At 71.3% G+C, this 17,013-nt stretch carries 22 protein-coding genes; 11 read left to right on the forward strand and 11 right to left on the reverse strand.

What is annotated here, in order from left to right:
* Nucleotides 1–15 precede the first annotated feature (15 nt).
* Complete coding sequence (locus AC07FJ_RS16895) at nt 16–561, forward strand: hypothetical protein (RefSeq protein ID WP_479049644.1); 546 nt, start codon at nt 16–18, stop codon at nt 559–561.
* On the opposite strand, the gene AC07FJ_RS16900 is transcribed toward AC07FJ_RS16895, so the two are convergent.
* The 5 genes from AC07FJ_RS16900 to AC07FJ_RS16920 all read right to left on the reverse strand — a co-directional run bounded on the left by AC07FJ_RS16900 (nt 558) and on the right by AC07FJ_RS16920 (nt 4,345).
* A complete protein-coding gene (locus AC07FJ_RS16900) occupies nt 558–1,016 on the reverse strand; it encodes a MarR family winged helix-turn-helix transcriptional regulator (protein ID WP_479049646.1) in 459 nt (152 codons plus the stop codon). The two genes, AC07FJ_RS16895 and AC07FJ_RS16900, sit on opposite strands and share 4 nt — an antisense overlap.
* A 76-nt stretch (nt 1,017–1,092) precedes the next feature.
* Nucleotides 1,093–2,643: an SMI1/KNR4 family protein gene (locus tag AC07FJ_RS16905; RefSeq protein WP_479049647.1), complete on the reverse strand. Its 1,551-nt coding sequence runs from the start codon at nt 2,641–2,643 to the stop codon at nt 1,093–1,095.
* 73 nt (nt 2,644–2,716) lie between these two features.
* Nucleotides 2,717–3,238 (reverse strand): RipA family octameric membrane protein, encoded by a 522-nt coding sequence (locus tag AC07FJ_RS16910; protein ID WP_479049648.1) that lies wholly within the window; start codon nt 3,236–3,238, stop codon nt 2,717–2,719.
* 49 nt (nt 3,239–3,287) lie between these two features.
* The gene (locus AC07FJ_RS16915; protein WP_479049650.1) at nt 3,288–3,530 is read right to left on the reverse strand and encodes a DUF397 domain-containing protein; all 243 of its coding nucleotides are present in this window, start codon (nt 3,528–3,530) and stop codon (nt 3,288–3,290) included.
* A complete protein-coding gene (locus tag AC07FJ_RS16920; RefSeq protein ID WP_479049652.1) occupies nt 3,527–4,345 on the reverse strand; it encodes a helix-turn-helix domain-containing protein in 819 nt (272 codons plus the stop codon). Before AC07FJ_RS16920 ends, AC07FJ_RS16915 begins: the two co-directional genes overlap by 4 nt.
* A gap of 82 nt (nt 4,346–4,427) precedes the next feature.
* Between AC07FJ_RS16920 and AC07FJ_RS16925 the strand changes: the two genes are divergently transcribed.
* A complete protein-coding gene (locus AC07FJ_RS16925) occupies nt 4,428–4,850 on the forward strand; it encodes a hypothetical protein (protein ID WP_479049654.1) in 423 nt (140 codons plus the stop codon).
* A gap of 47 nt (nt 4,851–4,897) precedes the next feature.
* Here the strand turns inward: AC07FJ_RS16925 and AC07FJ_RS16930 are convergent, their stop codons facing one another.
* The gene (locus AC07FJ_RS16930; RefSeq protein WP_479049655.1) at nt 4,898–5,452 is read right to left on the reverse strand and encodes a hypothetical protein; all 555 of its coding nucleotides are present in this window, start codon (nt 5,450–5,452) and stop codon (nt 4,898–4,900) included.
* Between the two features lie 99 nt (nt 5,453–5,551).
* Between AC07FJ_RS16930 and AC07FJ_RS16935 the strand changes: the two genes are divergently transcribed.
* The 5 genes from AC07FJ_RS16935 to AC07FJ_RS16955 all read left to right on the forward strand — a co-directional run bounded on the left by AC07FJ_RS16935 (nt 5,552) and on the right by AC07FJ_RS16955 (nt 9,240).
* Nucleotides 5,552–6,094 (forward strand): GNAT family N-acetyltransferase, encoded by a 543-nt coding sequence (locus AC07FJ_RS16935; RefSeq protein WP_479049657.1) that lies wholly within the window; start codon nt 5,552–5,554, stop codon nt 6,092–6,094.
* A gap of 153 nt (nt 6,095–6,247) precedes the next feature.
* A complete protein-coding gene (locus AC07FJ_RS16940) occupies nt 6,248–6,619 on the forward strand; it encodes a YciI family protein (RefSeq protein WP_361417587.1) in 372 nt (123 codons plus the stop codon).
* Nucleotides 6,616–7,881 carry an RNA polymerase sigma factor gene (locus AC07FJ_RS16945; protein ID WP_479049659.1) on the forward strand — a complete coding sequence of 422 codons (1,266 nt, stop codon included), beginning with the start codon at nt 6,616–6,618 and terminating at the stop codon, nt 7,879–7,881. Before AC07FJ_RS16940 ends, AC07FJ_RS16945 begins: the two co-directional genes overlap by 4 nt.
* The gene (locus AC07FJ_RS16950) at nt 7,878–8,462 is read left to right on the forward strand and encodes a GNAT family N-acetyltransferase (RefSeq protein WP_479049660.1); all 585 of its coding nucleotides are present in this window, start codon (nt 7,878–7,880) and stop codon (nt 8,460–8,462) included. The genes AC07FJ_RS16945 and AC07FJ_RS16950 overlap by 4 nt, the downstream gene beginning before the upstream one ends.
* A 91-nt stretch (nt 8,463–8,553) precedes the next feature.
* The gene (locus AC07FJ_RS16955) at nt 8,554–9,240 is read left to right on the forward strand and encodes a DUF5701 family protein (protein WP_479049662.1); all 687 of its coding nucleotides are present in this window, start codon (nt 8,554–8,556) and stop codon (nt 9,238–9,240) included.
* 6 nt (nt 9,241–9,246) lie between these two features.
* On the opposite strand, the gene AC07FJ_RS16960 is transcribed toward AC07FJ_RS16955, so the two are convergent.
* Complete coding sequence (locus tag AC07FJ_RS16960; RefSeq protein WP_479049663.1) at nt 9,247–9,819, reverse strand: dihydrofolate reductase family protein; 573 nt, start codon at nt 9,817–9,819, stop codon at nt 9,247–9,249.
* 178 nt (nt 9,820–9,997) lie between these two features.
* Between AC07FJ_RS16960 and AC07FJ_RS16965 the strand changes: the two genes are divergently transcribed.
* The 4 genes from AC07FJ_RS16965 to AC07FJ_RS16980 all read left to right on the forward strand — a co-directional run bounded on the left by AC07FJ_RS16965 (nt 9,998) and on the right by AC07FJ_RS16980 (nt 13,814).
* A complete protein-coding gene (locus AC07FJ_RS16965; RefSeq protein WP_479049665.1) occupies nt 9,998–10,471 on the forward strand; it encodes a carboxymuconolactone decarboxylase family protein in 474 nt (157 codons plus the stop codon).
* Between the two features lie 179 nt (nt 10,472–10,650).
* Nucleotides 10,651–11,559, forward strand: coding sequence for a hypothetical protein (locus tag AC07FJ_RS16970; RefSeq protein WP_479049667.1), 909 nt, complete (start codon nt 10,651–10,653; stop codon nt 11,557–11,559).
* A 53-nt stretch (nt 11,560–11,612) separates the two neighbouring features.
* Nucleotides 11,613–12,866, forward strand: a complete 1,254-nt coding sequence (locus AC07FJ_RS16975) for an outer membrane protein assembly factor BamB family protein (RefSeq protein ID WP_479049669.1) — start codon at nt 11,613–11,615, stop codon at nt 12,864–12,866.
* A 123-nt stretch (nt 12,867–12,989) separates the two neighbouring features.
* Nucleotides 12,990–13,814, forward strand: a complete 825-nt coding sequence (locus tag AC07FJ_RS16980) for a DUF2690 domain-containing protein (RefSeq protein WP_479049671.1) — start codon at nt 12,990–12,992, stop codon at nt 13,812–13,814.
* Here AC07FJ_RS16980 and AC07FJ_RS16985 read toward each other — a convergent pair.
* The 4 genes from AC07FJ_RS16985 to AC07FJ_RS17000 form a co-directional block, all read right to left on the reverse strand.
* Nucleotides 13,792–14,733, reverse strand: a complete 942-nt coding sequence (locus tag AC07FJ_RS16985; protein ID WP_479049672.1) for a hypothetical protein — start codon at nt 14,731–14,733, stop codon at nt 13,792–13,794. The genes AC07FJ_RS16980 and AC07FJ_RS16985 overlap by 23 nt on opposite strands.
* An 88-nt stretch (nt 14,734–14,821) precedes the next feature.
* Nucleotides 14,822–15,283 carry a hypothetical protein gene (locus AC07FJ_RS16990; RefSeq protein WP_479049674.1) on the reverse strand — a complete coding sequence of 154 codons (462 nt, stop codon included), beginning with the start codon at nt 15,281–15,283 and terminating at the stop codon, nt 14,822–14,824.
* 92 nt (nt 15,284–15,375) lie between these two features.
* Complete coding sequence (locus tag AC07FJ_RS16995) at nt 15,376–15,837, reverse strand: hypothetical protein (RefSeq protein WP_479049675.1); 462 nt, start codon at nt 15,835–15,837, stop codon at nt 15,376–15,378.
* A 125-nt stretch (nt 15,838–15,962) separates the two neighbouring features.
* Nucleotides 15,963–16,799: a helix-turn-helix domain-containing protein gene (locus tag AC07FJ_RS17000; protein WP_479049677.1), complete on the reverse strand. Its 837-nt coding sequence runs from the start codon at nt 16,797–16,799 to the stop codon at nt 15,963–15,965.
* Between the last annotated feature and the right edge of the window lie 214 nt (nt 16,800–17,013).

Raw genomic sequence — 17,013 nt, forward strand, 5'->3', positions numbered from 1 at the left:
TCAGAGAGGTTGCGTATGCCCACCCCGATCCGACGCGTCCTGGCCGCCGCGGCCTTCGCCACCGCAGTCCTCACCGGGACATCCGCGTGCGTCGACAGCCGTACCGCCCCGCCGCCTCCACCAGTCGAGGTGACGGCGGCCGACCTGTACGGCACTTGGAAGGGGTGGGCGGGCAGCTCACTGACACTGCGTCCTGGTGGTGCCGCGGAAGTCACAGACCTTGATGGTCAGGAGTTCCGTTTCGACGATGGCTGGCGCATGACAGGAGCGGGAACCTGGTCGCTGTCGGCGCCCGGCACTTACAAGGGTGGCAATACGGTGGGCGCCGGCTCTGTGGTGCGCGTCAATGTGAAGCCCGAGAGGTCCGTCACATCCGGGAAGCTCGTTAAGCCGACGGGATCCCCGTCCCCGATTCCGACCGATGCGGCAACGCGTACCGCCCCGCCGCCTGAGGCGGCCTCCTGGGACCTCGGGGTCACCAAGGACAAGGCCGGACGCCTGGCACTGTTCTTCCTCACCTCGGACCCGGATGTGCGAGACACCTACTACCTTTCTCGCTAGTGGTGCCAGAAGCGGCCGCCCGTGTTGTGGATGAAGCGCTGGAGCACCTTCATGGTCGTCAGGTACTCCTCGTCGGAGATGTCCGCGTGCCGTTCCGCCCACAACTCGTCTTGCAGGGCAGCGGCCTTGGCGTAGAAGGCGCTGCCTTCCGGAGTGAGGGCGAGGTGGCCCTCGGGGTCCTCGGTGATCCAGCCCTGGGTGATGGTGGTGTCGATCTCCGCATCCATGGCCGCCGCGCCCGTGTCCAGGTAGTCCCGGAGGAGACGCGAGACCTCGGTGCGGGTCTTGGGGCTGTCGGCCCGGGCCACTTGGGCGAGCACCCACCACTGGGGCTGCGTGGTGCCGATCTCGTCGAGCGCGGCGCGGGTGCGGGTGACGACGGCCTTGTAGGCGGCCCAACTCCAGTACCCGATGGGCTGCTTGATCAGTTCGGCGTCGCTGTGCGTGTACTGCATGGCTGGTCCCTCCCGGTGGTACGCGGTTGGTTCGCGTTCGGTGGCACTCACCGTAGAAACTCAAGTCCACTTGAGGTCAAGGCGTGAGCGTGCCCGTGACGCGGAGGGCGTTCGCGGTGTCGAGCCCCAGGCGGGCCGCCCAGGCCAAGGCGTCGTCCAGGACGGCGTCCTCGTCGGCGAGACGTGCGGCCGCGAGGCCGGGAGGCACCGCGCCCGCGTCCAGCAGGGCGGTCCACTGGCGACCGGTGAGCGCGAGGTAGCGCAGCTCCGGCAGGCCGGCCAGCGCGGTCAGGTCGGGGGTGTCCGCCCTGGAGAGGTCGAGGCCGCGTAGGTGGGGCACGGTACGCAGCGGGGTGAGGTCGACCGGGGCCGTGGTGGTCAGGTCGAGCGACGTGAGGTGCGCGTGCCCGGCGAGCGGCGCGAGATCGCCGTGGGCGAGCGTGACGCGCAGGGACTCGACAGGCAGGTCGCGCACCGGGGTCAGGTCACCGGTGGTGGAGCGGTTCAGGTGCAGACGGCGCAGCCGGGGCGCCGCGGTCAGCGGGGCGAGGTCGACGACGCCGGGGGCGTCGTTGATGTGGAGCACCTGGAGGCTGGGCGGGACCTCGTCCGGGATGCCCCCGACGATGTCCCGCGGTGCCGCTTCGCGGCCGGTGTCGAGCAGGGCGATGCTGTCACCGCGCAGCTCGTACGCGCCCTGCTCCAGCAGGTCCAGGTACTGGCCGAGGAGCGAGGTGACCGAGTCGGCGACGTAGGAGGGACCCCTGTCGTAGTCGCGGCCGGTGCGGACGACCTGGCCGGGACGCCCGTCCCGGGCCGGGACCGTGTCGACGGCCAGGTAGTTGCCGTCGTACGCGGTGGCGAAGCGCAGCCAGCCCGGATGGGCGCCGCAGCGGCGGACGGTGTCGGCGGGGGTGGTGTCGAAGACGACGCCGTCCCACTCCAGGTCCCAGCCGAACCAGGGCCGCTCGACCGCGTACCGGCCGGTGCTCTCGGCGACGAGGCTCTTCAGGGGCAGCCAGGTGTGGCCCCGGAACAGCCCGACGTGCTTGTCGCCGTCGGCGAGCGCGTACAGCGCCCGCAGGTCGGCGGGCAGGCGGCGGCCGAGGCGGCCCTCCGCCTCCGCGATCTCCGCCTCGGTGGCGGGCGGGGGCAGCTCCTCCGGGTGCCCGAGGATCGCGGCACGCCGTGCGAGGTACGTACGGAAGCGGGTTACGGCCAGCTCCGGTTCCCCCGCCGGAGCCGCCGTGCCGGACTCCTGGTGCGCGCCGGGCTGAGGAAGCCGGTAGTCGGGGTCCAGGACCACCTGGTAGCCGCCAGCCGACCCCGTCACCCACGTCACGGAGTCGTCGAAGGCGGCGAACCGGTACGCGCCGGTCGGCAGGCACCGGACCTCCACGCTCGCGGACTCCCACCCCCGCTCCTGCCGCAGCGCCTCGCCCAGCATCATGAGCTCCACCAGGGGATGGGGCATGGGGTTTTCCCAGGGGTTGCCCCGCGGGGTGTAGCCGCCGGTCACCGTGATGCCACCCCGGCCGACCCGCCCGTGCATCACGGCGTGCGCCCAGCCGCTCGGCACTTCCGCGACGATCGCCTCGACTATCGCCCGTACTGCCTGCTCCACCATGACCGACCGCTCCCGTGCTCTCGCTGGTGCCGCGCATCATGGCAGGGGCCACTGACAGCGCCGTCGTCCGGCGTCAGGCGACGGCCGCCGCGAACCCCAGCAAGTACGTCAGCGCGAACGCGAACGGCACCCACTGCTCGACGTGGGTCAGCGGCAGGTACTTGCGCCAGTCCCTCCCCTCGCCGAGGGCCTGCCACTCGGCGCGGGAGTACGCGTACGCCGGTAAGCGCTCCTCGAACGCGCCGATCACCGCGTACTTCGCCGCGGTGAGCAGGCGGTAGGAGCGGATGGTGACGAACCAGGCGACACACTGGGCGAACAGGATCGCCAACCCGCCCAGCAGCGCCCAGAGCGGTGCGTGGGTGAGGCCCCCGCCGCCCAAGCCGGTCAGCATCGCGGCGATGACGCTGTTGAGGGAGAGGAAGAAGGTGTTGGTGAGGTTGCGGCGTGAGCTGGTGCGGTCGGCCATCTCCACGCACAGCTTGTACTGCTCCAGTACGGCGGCCTGGTACTGCTCACCCCCAGGCTCGTATCCGGGCGCGTACGCGGCGGGACGGACGGTGGCGTTCCAGAGCGCGTCTCCGATGTGGGTCATGCCCGCATCATGTGGGCGCGCCCCGGACCCTGTCAGGAGCGCCTTCGCCTCAGCTGTCCTGGGCGGCGGCGAGGAACGCGGACCAGGCGGTGGGGGAGACGGTGAGGGCGGGGAGGGTGGTGTCCTTGGAGTCGCGAACGTGGATGGTGTGGGGGCAGGCGGCGACCTCGACGCAGTCGCCGCCTTGGTCGCCGCTGTAGGAGGACTTGGTCCAGCAGAGAGCGACCTCGACGCAGTCGCCACCCTGCGGGCCGCTGTAGCTGCTCTTGACCCAGTTGAGGTCGCTGTTCATAGCGTTCGTGCCACCTGTTCGATGAGTTCTGCCGAGTCTTCCGGGTTGAGGGCTTGTGCCCGCAGGGAGCTGTACCGAGCGAACACGTCTCCAAGGTCCGGTTGTTCGCTGAGAAAGTACCGTCCGCCCTGTCCTTCGACATAGACCAGTTGTCCCCGCCGCTCGGCTGTATCCAGCAACGTGAAGGGGCCGTTCAGGCCGGCATGGGTCTGCCGGTCCTCCGGCATCACTTGGATTTGCACATTCCGTAGCTGCCCGATCTTCAGGATGTGCAGCAGGTTGTCTCGCAGGACCGCCGCACCACCGAGCGGTTTCGTCAGTGCTGCCTTCTCCAGGACGAAACTGATGAGCGGCGTGGGCTTGCGGTGGAACAGCGCCTGACGCGCCAACCGCGCTGCGACGCCGGCCTCGATCTCTTCGTCGTCCAGGGGAGGACATGCGCAGCCGAAGACCGCGCGAGCGTAGGGCTCGGTCTGAAGCAGCCCTGGGATCACTTGGTTCTCGTACTTGTGAACCCCCGCAGCCTTCGCCTCTTCCTCCAAGTAGTCCTCGAACCAAGCGGCCACGCCGCTCGCCTTCAGCTCCTGCGCCACCTCGATCAGTGCACCTTGTGCACCCAGGAACTCGTCCGACAGCGCCACGAAATTGCCCCTCGGGCGCCGCTCCCCGCGCTCGATCATGGCCACTTGGGACTTGGAGTAACCGGTGTGGCGGCCCAGCGCCTCCTGCGAGACCTTCGCTCGCTCCCGGTAGAAGCGGAGCAGCCTGCCGAACGCCTTCGCGGCGCCTGGGGTTCCCTTGTTCCCGACTTTCACGTACGTCCTCCCTGTTCACACAGCCCCTCACAGACCGCCTGTGGTGCTGGTCACAGTAGAACCGGAAGGCCAAGCTGGCCGCATGAATCAGCGCAATTCGCTTGACAGGGTGCCTTCTTGGGTACCTGCTTCCGGGCACGCCCTGCGGCACGCGGGCATCCACTTCGACGCCGTACGCATCGGCGGGATGCTCGGCGAGGAGATCGCGTACGAGCTCATGCAGTTCACCGACTTCGAGGCGGGGCCCATCGTCCGGGAGCTCGCCGGGGAGCAGAACCTCTACTTCCTCCTGCCGCCGCAGACGGCACGCGCGTACGCCTGGCCGGCGGGGGCGAGGGCGCTGAGCCGGAACGGGCGGGAGTCCGCGTTCGTCGGGGTGCCCGCGCTCGACGGGCTGACGTGGCCGCTGGACTGGCGGTCGCGTCCCACGGCGGAGGCGCCGTTCGTGGAGCCGGACCTGCTGCATGAGACGGTGGTCCGGGCGGTGACGGGCACAGTCGCCTGAAGCCGGTCCTGACCGGTCCAACCGGCCCCGAGGTGCCCATGGCGTGCCTACGGGTGGCTGGGCTGGGTGGGAGGTTGATGGACCGGCTTGGGGTGCCGGCACCGACCGAGGCCCGACAGGGCGATCCCGCCGAGATTGTCGGCCGCCTGGGCCTTGAGCTCCGGCGGGACAGGCCCTCCAGCGATGATGGCCCGCCAGGGGCTCGCGCGGAGGTAGATCTCGGTGCCGTCGGCGCGGATCTCGCTCTCGAGCATCGACAGCCTCCACCCGCGCTCTTGGAGTTTGTGGACGACCGTCACGAGGTCCGCACGCTCGGGAACGGCACGGGTCAGTACGGCGAGGTGCATGACGCAGTGCTGGTTCCGCGGGTCCACCGGTACCTCCCGGTAGTCCCGTGCGAGGCCCTGGGTGGCGTACCGGAAGTCCTCCACCACGTCGTCACTGGTCTTCTCTGCCGCTCGGGGCGACGCGGCGGCGGACGCCGACGGCTTCGCCTTCGGAGCCGGCGGCGCGGCCTTGTCGGTGTCGCCGCCCCCACAGCCCGCGAGCATCAGTACGGTCGCCGCCGCCACGGCGCCTCCCGCCCTGTTGCACTTCTGCACAGCCCCACCCCTTCGTCGACGGGGAAGTGTGGCACGTCGAACGCGAGGTGTCCGATTACTTGTTTGCCGACGGTCGGCCCGGCCGGATAGGAAATTCGCATGCTACGAGGCGGCAAGATCGGGCTCAGGGCCCGGTACGAGGCGGACATCCCGGTCCTGCGGACCGAGCTCTACGACGACGTGGCCGGTGCCTCGCGGGCCGAGGGAGTCCCGTGGCGGCCGATCACGCCCGGGTCGAACGACCCGCGGCTCGTCGTGGACGACAAGGAGCAGGGGCGCGTCCAGTTCTCCGTGGTGGAGCTGCGGGGCGGCGCGCTGATCGGCACCGCCGCGCTGTGGGGCATCGACAACCACCATCGGTCCGCGCACCTGGGGCTCGGGCTGCTGCCGTCCGCGCGCGGCAAGGGGTACAGCACTGACGTGGTGGCCGTGCTGTGCCACTACGGCTTCGTCGTGCGCGGGCTGCGGCGGCTGCAGATAGAGACGCTGGTGGACAACACGCCGATGCTGCGCGCGGCGGAGCGCAACGGCTTCGTCCGCGAGGGCCTGCTGCGTTCCTCGCACTGGGCGATGGGCGAGTTCCTCGACGAGGTGGTGTTCGGGCTCCTCGCCGAGGAGTGGAAGCCGGACGCGCTGGGTTAGACCGCTCGCACCGGGCCCGCCTGCCTTGCCCGTCCCACCCCTACGAAAAAATCTTGAAAGAAGTCGTCGTCGGATGTCGAGGACCCGCTCCCCGCTCCGACCAAGGGGTGACAGCGCGCCGACGGGGCGCGCGGGACGGGGAGGACACCCGAGATGAAGTACGTCGCGATGATCTACGGCAACCAGGCCAAGTGGGACTCCTTCCCGGCCGAGGCGTGGCCGGAGGCGATCGCCAAGCAGGAGGCGTTCAACGCGAAGTACCGCGCGAGCGGGGAGCTGCTGGGGGCGTACGGGCTGGCGGACGCGGCGGCCGCGCAGTTGGTGCGGCGCGGTGAGGGCGGGGTTCCGGCGGTCACGGACGGGCCGTACCTGGAGACGAAGGAGTACCTGGCCAGCTTCTACATGCTGGACTGCGACAGCCTGGAGCGGGCGCAGGAGATCGCGGCGGACATGCCGTTCGCGGACGTGGAGCCGGTGGAGCTGTGGCCGGTGCTGCACGAGTCCACGGCTTCGGCGGACGTGTGAGCACCGGGCACCACGGGGTCGAGGACCTGCTGCGCGAGCTGGCGCCGCAGGTCCTCGGCGCGCTCGTACGGCGGTACGGCGGCTTCGACACGTGCGAGGACGCCGTGCAGGAGGCGCTGCTCGCGGCGGCGGTGCAGTGGCCGGAAGCGGGGGTGCCGTCGAATCCGCGTGGCTGGCTGGTGACGGTCGCCTCGCGGAAGCTGGTGGACCAGGTACGCGGCGAGAGCGCCCGGCGGCGCCGCGAGGAGAGCCTCGCGCTGGCCACGCCGCAGGCGGAGCTGCTGAGTCACGCCGCCGACGCCGTACCGGCCGGGGACCGGGACGACTCGCTGGCGCTGCTGTTCCTGTGCTGCCATCCGGCGCTGTCGTCGGCGAGCCGGATCGCGCTGACGCTGCGCGCGGTCGGCGGGCTGACCACGGCACAGATCGCGGCGGCGTTCCTGGTGCCGGAGGCGACCATGGCGCAGCGCATTAGCCGCGCCAAGCAGGCGATCAAGGCGGCCGGGGAGGCGTCGTTGGCGATGCCGGAGGGGGCGGCGTTCGCGGAGCGGCTGGGCGAGGTGCGGCACGTGCTGTACCTGGTGTTCAACGAGGGCTACACCGCCACCGGCGGGGCCGACCTGACCGCGCCCGAGCTGTCCACGGAGGCGATCCGGCTCACCCGGCTGCTGCACCGGCTGGTGCCCGACGACACGGAGACCGCCGGGCTGCTGGCGCTGATGCTGCTGACCGACGCGCGCCGGCCCGCGCGCACCGGGCCGTCCGGGGAGCTGGTACCGCTGGCGGAACAGGACCGGGAGCGGTGGGACGGGCGGCTCATCGAGGAGGGTGTCGGCCTGATCAGCCGGACCCTGCCGCGCGGGCAGGTGGGCCCGTACCAGCTGCAGGCCGCCATCGCGGCGGTGCACGACGAGGCGCGGGACACCGACGCGACCGACTGGCCGCAGATCCTCGCGCTGTACGAGCTGCTGGAGCACTTCGGGCCCAACCCGGTGGTGACGCTGAACCGCGCGGTCGCCGTCGCCATGGTCCACGGCCCCGGCGCCGGGCTCGACCTGCTCGCGGAGCTGGAGGCCGACGGCCGCCTGGCCCGCCACCACCGGCTGTACGCGACGCGGGCGCACCTGCTGGAGCTGCTCGGCGACCGGGAGTCCGCGGCGGCCGCGTACCGGGAGGCCGCACGCCGTACGACGAGCGCCCCTGAGCGACGGCACCTCGCGGGGCGGGCACAGCGGTGCATCGGACGTACGGTCGGCTCATGAAGATGACCGCAGACGCAGCACGAGGGCCCGGCGCGGCGGCCGGCACCGTGGTCTACCGACTGGCGCGTCCCGAGGACGACGCGGCCCTGGCGGAGCTCGACGGGTCGTTCACGACGGACGCCGTCTACGAAGTGACCGTCACCGAAGGTGGGTTCGGTATCCGTCGGACACCGCTGGCGGAGCCCCTGCACAAAGTGTTCCCGGACGAGGACGAGGACGAGGACGACGGCGGCGGCCCCGAGCTGAGCCGGACGGTGGTCGCCTGTGACGGAGACGAGCTCTGCGGGTTCGTGGAGACCTCCTTCGACCCCTGGAACGCGAGGCTGACCATCCGCGACATCGAGGTCGCGCCCGCGTGGCGGGGGAAAGGTGTGGGCCGCACCCTGATGGACCACGCCGTCGACTTCGCGAGGGAGTGCGGAGCGGGGCACCTGTGGCTTGAGGTCAGCAACATCAACGCTCCCGCCATCCACGCCTACCTCAAGATGGGCTTCACCTTCTGCGGGCTGGACACCACGCTGTACGACGGTACGCAGTCGGCCGGTGAACAGGCGCTCTTCATGGCCCGCCGGGTGATGTGAACGCGCCACGCGGCGGATGGGCGGGAACACGCGAGGCAGGCGCGTCGTTGACCCGGGGCCACCGCTTCGAACAGCCGACTGAGGGAGTGCTGTGCCCGAAACCGTACCCGCTGCCACCGCCGCCACCGTGACCACGCTCCCGCCACTCCCGCCGCTCGCCGCCCAGGCGGAGCGCCTGATCGAGCTCGGGGTGCACGAGCTCGCGGGGATGTCCGCCGAGGAGCTGCGCGCCTACGCCGAAGGCGCCCACCGGGTGGGCGGCGACGGTGACGTCCTGCTCGCCGTCCACCCGAGCCGCGTCCCCGCCTCGGCGCTCGCGCCGCTGCTCCGCCGCGCGGACAAGCCCGGGTTCGTCGTGGTCGACATGCCCGACGTCGACGACTTCGCCCCGCTCGACACCGTCCAGCTGCCCGACACGCCCCTCTACCTCGTCACCGCCCCGGACCGGGGCGACGACATGGCCAACTGGAGCCCCGAGGAAGCCCTGCCCGCCCTCACCGCGAAGGACCGCACCCCGCTGGTCCTCACCGAGGGCATCCACTGGGTGCTCCAGCAGCCCGAGGCCCTGGAGCGCAACCACTGCTTCATGACGATCGGTTCGCGGCTGCGCAAGGCCAACGGCACCTTCGACGCCCGCACCCCGGCCGTCTGGATCAGCAACGGCACGGGCCGCGACGGCCGCGAGCGGCGCGACGCCCCGAAGGTGGGCTGGTGCTGGTGGGGCAACCGCCACACCTGGCTGGGCTTCGCCTCGACGACGGGCCGCCGCGCGTCCTAGGGGTGATCAGCGGACGACGTCGAAGACCTGCTTCTGGAGGCCGTTGGCGTACGCCTCGTGCTCGACCAGCTCCAGCTTCTGGACGTCCTTGTCCGTGGCGCTGAAGAGGCGCTTGCCCGCGCCGAGGAGGAGCGGGAAGACGAGCAGGTGGTAGCGGTCGATCAGGCCCGCGTCCGATAGGGCGTGGTTCAGGGTCGCGCTGCCGTGGACGATGATCGGGCCGCCCTCGGTCTGCTTGAGGGCGGCCACGTCGTCGACGGAGCGCAGGATCGTCGTCTCGCCCCAGTGGGGGACCAGGGCGTCCTCGGTGAGGGTGGTGGAGACGACGTACTTGGGCATCGCCTTGTAGTCGGCGAAGTCCTCCATGTCGGGCCACACCCCGCTGAACGCCTCGTAGCTGGTGCGGCCCATCAGCATCGCGGTGGCCTCCTTCTGCTCGCGGCCCTTGATCTCGAAGGCCTCGGGCAGGAACTCGACGTGCTTGAAGGTCCAGCCGGAGTTCCGGTAACCGGGCTCGCCGCCCGGGGCTTCCACGACGCCGTCGAGGGAGACGAAGGCGGTGCTGATCAGGGTGCGCATGGCGGGCTCCTCCGGTGTTCCGTGTCGGTCTCGGTCATTCGACCGTCGGTCACGGGGAAAGTCATCGGCGGCGGCGCCCCCGGCGGGGGAGACGCACGTCACACCCGTCCATGTCACAGTCGCCCCGGGCCGACTCGTCCCAGAGGTGTATCCGCCAGCAACGGCCAAGGAGCACACCATGGAAGCCCGACTGAACCTCTTCGCCAGCCCGGTCGCCGCCACCTTCGTCAAGCACCTCGCCACGGCCGGAAAGGTCCTGGAGGGCGCGTCCGTGCCCACTGAGACCCAGCACCTGATCACCCTCCGCGCGAGCCAGATCAACGGCTGCGGTTTCTGCGTCGACATGCACACCAAGGACGCCCTCCACGCCGGGGAGGACCCGCTGCGCCTGAACATGGTCGCGGCCTGGCGGGAGGCCACCGTCTTCACCGACGCCGAGCGCGCCGCGCTGGAGCTCGTCGAGCAGGGCACGCGCATCGCCGACGCGGCCGGTGGCGTCACGGACGAGGCGTGGGCGAACGCCGCGAAGCACTACGACGAGGAGCAGCTCACCGCGCTGGTGGCGGCCATCGCCCTCATCAACGCCTTCAACCGCCTGAACGTCATCGTCCGCAACCCGGCCGGCGACTACCAGCCCGGGCAGTTCGCGTAGACCGTCCGCTGAGCTGTGGAGTGAAGTGCCGTCCGCCGAAAAGGACTTGTTGTACGAAATGGCGGCTGATGCGGTACGGTGACCGCGTCATCACGCTCCGTGGATAAATGGAGCGGTCCCCGGCGGTGCGCCAACACCGATCCGAGGACCTTCACTCCCAGTGGAAGCAGCCACCGAAAATGCTTCGGCATGTTATCGCGCCTGTTCGGCGCTACACCAAGGTCTCGCACGACGTCGTACGGCATTCGCACCTCAACAGCGACGCGAAGATCCTGCTCATTCACATCCAGGGGCTCCCCGACGGCAAGGTCGGCAAGCCGCTGAGCGAGCATGCAGCCGAGTTGGGGCTGAAGCCCCGGGCGTACCAGAAGGCCAAGCGGCTGCTGGTCGAGGGCGGTTTCGTCCACGAGTGGCAGTTCCAGGACCACCGGGGCCGGTGGGCCACGGAGCAGCTCTGCTCGAACGTCACCCTCACGAGGGAGGAGGCGGCGCGAGTGCGGGACGGCGTTCCGGAGGAAGTGCCTCCGGGTGCGCCGCCGAGTGCGCCGAAACCGGCGGTCGGTGAATCGGCACCCCGGGTGGTCGGTGGCTCCCCTCCGGAAGACGAAGACGGAGAGAAGAACGATCCCCACCACCCACCCAAAGCCCCGGCCCCGGCCTCGGCGCCGGAGCTCACCCAGGCCGAGCGCGTACTTCTCTCGCTGCGGCATACGCACCCCGACCTGCTGCTCGGCGTCCGCGAGGCACGCGGCCTCGCCGACGCGGCGGCCGAGTGGCTGCGGCGCGGCCTGTCGGCGTCCGAACTGCACCGGGCGCTGACGTCCGGGCTGCCGCCCGGTGGCGTCCGCTCGGCGGTGGGATTCCTGCGGCACCGCCTGGTGGAGAAGCTGCCCGTCGCCGCGGAAGCCGCCGCGGGGCCGCGCCGGATGGTCGTCTGTGAGGGGCCGGGCGACGAGCACCTGTTCCGGCCGGTCGGCGACGAGACGCAGTGCGGGCGCTGCCGACAGGCCGCCGCGGCGGCAGCGGCCCCGCGCCCCGCCCCCTCCTGGCGCGCCCTCGTCGCGCGGGAGGCGTCCGCCGGCGCGTAGGCCGCCCCCTACCCTGAGGCCTTCGAACTGCTGGACCAGGGGTGGGGATCCGTATGGCGACGCGCACGGCCGATGACGCGGTACCAGGGTGGTGGAGGAGGGCGATCGCCCTCGCGGTGGTGATCGTGGTGCCGCTCGGCCTCTTGGCGGGTCTCGCCTCCTGGATCGCCTCCGAACTGGGCTACATGCCCGGCGACTCCATGGAGCGCGTCTGGAACACCCCGCACGACCGCGCGGCCGCCGGGCACGGCAACGCCGCCTGGCTCGTCGGGGACACCGTCGTCCGCAGCCGCTACGACGCCGTCACGGCCTTCGACGCCGGGTCGGGGAAGAGGCGCTGGGAGTACACCCCGCCCAGGACGGCGGAGATCTGCGCGGCCAGCCGCGTCGCGGCCGACTCCGTCGTGCTGATCTCCTATGGCGACGTGGGCAAGGGCTGCGCCACCGTCGCCGCGATCGATCTGAAGAACGGCCGCGAGCTGTGGCGGACCGCCCGCACGCCGGGCGGCGGCCCGGTGGTCGTCAAGGAGGACGTCGTCGCGGTCGGCGGCGGACTCGCCGTGCTCGGTGGCCCCGCCGACCGGGCCGTGGGCGCCTTCGACCTGCGTACCGGCGCCAAGCGTTGGCAGGCCACCGTACCGAAGGGCTGCCTCCCGTACGGGGTCGCCGTCTCGGGCCGTCACGTCCTTGCGGTCCTCGCCTGCGAGGAGATGAAGCTCGCCGCGTTCGACCCGGACGACGGCACGGCCCGGTGGACGGTCCCCCTCGGTGACCGGCGCCCCATCGGCGCGGACGTGTCCGTCGGTTTCGTGTCCGCCGAACCGGCGGTGCTCGGCGTCAAGGTCCCGGAGTCGCGCGGCGGCACGGACTCCTTCGTCTCCTTCGGGCCGGACGGCCGCCGTCAGGCGCTGATCGAGTCCGTCGGCGACAACGCCGGTATACCGGTGGGCAGCCCGGAAAGGGTGGCCGTCGACGGCGGGAAGCTCTTCACCCACGTCGGAGGCGAGGTGGTCGCCTACGACCTGACGAACGGGAACGAGGTGTGGCGGGATTCCGTGTACGGCGGGATGACGGCGCTGCACGCGGGCGGTGGCCGGGTGACGGTCCTGACCCGTGAGAGGAGGGGCCATGATCAGCTGTACGTCCACGACGCCGCCACCGGCGAGCGCCGGGACGCGCGCACCTTCAACCGCGACGCGGACGACGGCAACGCGGAGCTGGCGGGCCTCCTGACGTACAAGGACCTGCTTATCGCGGTCCGTCGGGGCGACGGCGTACGGCCCTTTTCGGGGTACGCGACCTGGTGACGCGCCCTGGAATGAGACTACTGGGAGGTATCTCCCCCTCCGCTCTACCATGTGCGGGTTCATGACAGGCATGAGCATGTCTACGTTCCGGGAGTACAGAGCCAAGTGGACCGCCAGGGGTCTGTGAGTGGTAGATCCGAGGCTTCGGCCGAGGAGTTGGCGGGCGAACTGCTCGCCCTGAAGAAGGCGTCGGGGCTGAGCTTCGCCCAGCTCGGCGAGAAGACCCACTACGCGAAGTCGTCGTGGGAGCGGTGGGTGAACGGGAAGCAGTTCCCGCCGCGGGCCGCCGTCGAAAGCATCGCCCGCGTCTGCGAGAAGGACCCGGCAGCCCTGCTCGCCCTCTGGGACCGGGCCGAGGAAGAACGGGAGTCGGCCGACGGCACGGTGGTTGAGGCGGCGGGTGACGCGGCGGGTGACGTGGCCGCGCCCGTGCGGCCCAGGCGCCGCCGGGCCCTGTGGCTCTCGTCCGCGCTCGCCGTCATCCTGGCTGCGGGCGCCGCCGTCGGCTACGCCGCCATCGGGTCCTACGGCGAGGAACCCCAACCCGCTCCCACCCGCCCGGTGAAGGTCGCGGGGCCGGCTACGGGCTGCACGGGCGTCGCGTGCGAGGGCCGGGATCCCAAGCAGATGAACTGCGGCACCGACGCGGTCACCGTGCGCACCGGCTCCATCCCCAAGGACCTGGTGATCGAGCTCCGGTACAGCAGGGCCTGCGAGGCGGCCTGGGGGCGGATCTCCTTCGCCCAGGTCGGCGCCACCGTGGTCGTCAACAACTCCGAGGGCGCCGCGCAGGCGGACGTCGTCCACTTCGACCGGGACGTCTACACGCCGCTGATCGCGGCGCCGCACGACGGCTCGGTGTGGGTCTGCGCGGCGCTGCCCAAGGTCGGCGACAAGGACGGGCCGCGCAGCTGCACCGGCCGCTTCATTCCGAGCGAGGAGGGGTAGCGCCGCTCCCCAGGATCTGGCGGGCAGCTTCGTTCTGGCGGGCCGTCAAGGCCCGCCAGTCCTTCTCCACCGTGGGATTGCGCTCCAGCCACCGCTGCTGGACGGCCGCGAGGCGGGTGTACGCGGTGTCGAGGTAGCGCGTCTCGCCCTTGCAGCGCACGTCCGCCTTGAGGGCCGGGCTGGTCCGGCGGGCCTCCTCGGTACGGAGGGACGCCAGGAGCCGTACGGGGTCGGGCTGGTCGAAGCCGGCCCGGTTCATGCACGCCCGCCACTGAGCGGTCGCGGCCTTGAAGGCCGGGTCCTTCTCCACGTCCACGCGCGCCTGCTCCTGCGCCTCGAAGAGCATGATCCGCACCTGGAGCCACCGCAACCGGCCCGCCTCGTCGCCGAGCACCTTCTTCTCGGCCTCGGCCAGACAGCCGTCGCCCGGCCGGGACACGCTCATGTGGGTGCCCTTGACGGTGACGCGCTTCTTCTGGTCCCCGAACAGGGCCTTGCCGTACGCCTCGGTGGTCTCGGGGCTGCCGGGCTTCGGCGGCGTCCCGGACGGCTGCGGTGCGGGGGCCGGGGGCTCCTCGGCGGTCTCCAGGCCGAACGGCTGCGGCAGCTGCTCGCCGCTTTCGTCCGCCGCGGCCCGGGCGACGGGGGCGTAACGGAACCCCTGCTCGCCCATGCAGGCGATGGCGATCCGCCGCTGCGCCTCGTGGCTGCGGTCGTCGGGGGTGAAGAGCAGCTGGGTGACCGGAGGCAGCCGGTGCAGGGCGGCCGTGTCGGTCCGCGCGACGGCGCCGTTCCGTCGGTCCGGTTCCGGTTTCGGCTCCGTACCGCAGCCGGTGAGCGCCACACCGGCGGCGGCCAGGGCGAGACCGAGCGCGCGGGCGGCGCGGAGGCGGGCGCTTGCGTGAAGCGTCAGAAGCACGGGGTCGAGGTGCCTTTCGTGGGGACTGGAGTGCTGAAGGGCCCGGCGCACCTCCGTGGCGCCGGGCCCGTGCGCATGCGCGGTCGATTCAGAAGCAGGGAGTGGTGGTCGACGGCTTGAGCTTCATGGAGCTGGCCTGGTTCTCCTGCCAGTCCGCCAGCTCGGAACCCCAGGCGTTGCTGCCGGGGTTGACGCAGAACAGCAACCCGCCCGTGTAGTTGATGTCACGGAAGAAGTGGCTCTCGTAGCCTCCGGTGCTGGAGTTGCTGACCGCTGAGACGGAGTCGTTCACGTTGTCGCCGTAGCCGAACCTGCCGGCATTGGTGTTGTAGTAGTCGTCGGTGAAGTTGGGGTCGCTGTTGTAGAAGTCGTGCGAAGCGCTGTCACCGATCTCTCCCGACGCCCATACGCAGTGGTAGCCCGGGTCGCACATGTATCCGGCCCACGACGGCGACGCCGTCGCGACGCCGCCCGCCACGAGGAGCGCGGTCGAGCCGAGGATGGCCGCGGCCCGCTTGCGCAGGCCGGTGGTGCGGGTGGTCGTGGACATGTTTGATCCGCCTTTCGGTGTGGGTGGGAAGTGGAGTGCTGGAGGACCCGGCACACCCCCGCGCCGCCGGGTCCCGGCCATGCCGCCTGTCGTCAGAAACAGGGGATGGCCGTCGTGGAGCGGACCCGCATGGAGCTGGCCTCGCCCGCCTGGCTCTTGCCGTCGCCGTCCATGACGTCGTGCGTCAGCTGGTGGGAGTACACGGCGCTGCCCGGGTTGACGCAGAAGAGGAACCCGCCCTCGTAGTTGATGTCCCTGTAGTAGTGGCTCTCGTAGCCGCTGTTGCTGGAGTTGCTGGCGGCGTGGATTCCGTCGTTCACGGGGTTCGTGGAGTACGCGAAGGTGTTGTCGGTGAAGTTGGGGTCGCTGTTGAAGAAGTTGTAGCGGTCCGCATCGCTGGGGCCTATCTCGTTGCTGAAGACGCAGTGGTAGCCCGCGGGGCAGTGGGGCCCCGCTGCCGCCTGGCCCGCCGTCGCCACTCCGCCCGCGACGATCAGCGCGGTCGCGCCCGCGACCGCCGCGGCGCGCCGACGGAACCCCGTGGTCTTGCTCATCGTGTGATCCACCTCTGGTCGTTGGCGACCCGGCGGGTCGCGCGCGCAGACAGGCTGACACCCGTCGCCCAGCCGCGTATTGGAGAAAAGCGCACCGCCCGAAGTGCCCCAGCCGGCCGCCCTTCTCAGCCGGCGAGCCACGCGCTCGCCCCGCCCCTCGCCGCCAGGAAGCGGCCCGGTGGCATCCCCGTCATGGCGCTGAACTCGCGGCTCAGGTGCGCCTGGTCGTAGAAGCCGCAGGCGTACGCGACGTCGATGGCGCGGCCGCCCGTCGCCAGCAGGTGGATGGAGCGGTTCAACCGCAGGATGCGGGCCAGGCGCTTCGGGGGGAGGCCGATCTGCTCGCGGAACCGGTTCTCCAGGTGGCGCAGGCTCCAGCCGGTACGGGAGGCCAGTTCGCGGATCGGCAGGGAGCCCGCCGTACGGGAGAGGAGCCGCCACGCCTCCAGGACGGCCGGGGACGGCTCGTGGGACGCGTCCGCCTGCGCGCTCCACCGCAGCAGGGTCTCGTCGAGCAGGGCGAACCGCTCCCGCCACCCCGGGGCCGCCTCCAGGGCCGCGGCGAGGTCACGCGCCCGGCCGCCCAGGACGTCGGACGGATCGGTCACCGTGTCCGCGAGCTCCCCGAGGGACGCGCCGAAGAGGCGGTACGCCGCCCAGGGGGCGAGCGTGAGCTCCACCCCGTGGAGATCGCCCGCGTGCCCGAGCACCCTGGCCCGGGTGTGGAGTCCGGACACCAGCGACGTGTGCACGGGTGCGGCCCCCGCCGCCTCCCGTCCCGCCCGCCCGAGGCGCATCTCGCTCCCGAACCCGATGAGCAGGGACACCCTCCCGCTCGGCACCACGAGCCGCTCCTGCGGCACACCGGCCGTCGACCGGAATCCGCGGTACGCGCCGATGCCCGGCCGGAGCCGGGCATCGGGCTTCGCATAGAACCACTGGCAGCCTCCGGCTGCGCACACACGGCGTCTCAACGTCACACCCCCCTGGGTCCGGAACCGTCCCGGACCGACTTCCCGATCACTGTCGGAGCGGGCTCCGCCGGGGGCCAGAGACGCCGCCGTCCCAGGGACGTGGAGGGACGTCCCAGAGCCGTGACCTGCGAAGATGTCGGAGGGAAGGGATGCGTGGACGGCACCTCGTGCCGTCCCGGCCCGGGACGGCTACGATCGCGCG

The organism is Streptomyces sp. NPDC045998 (assembly GCF_056430285.1).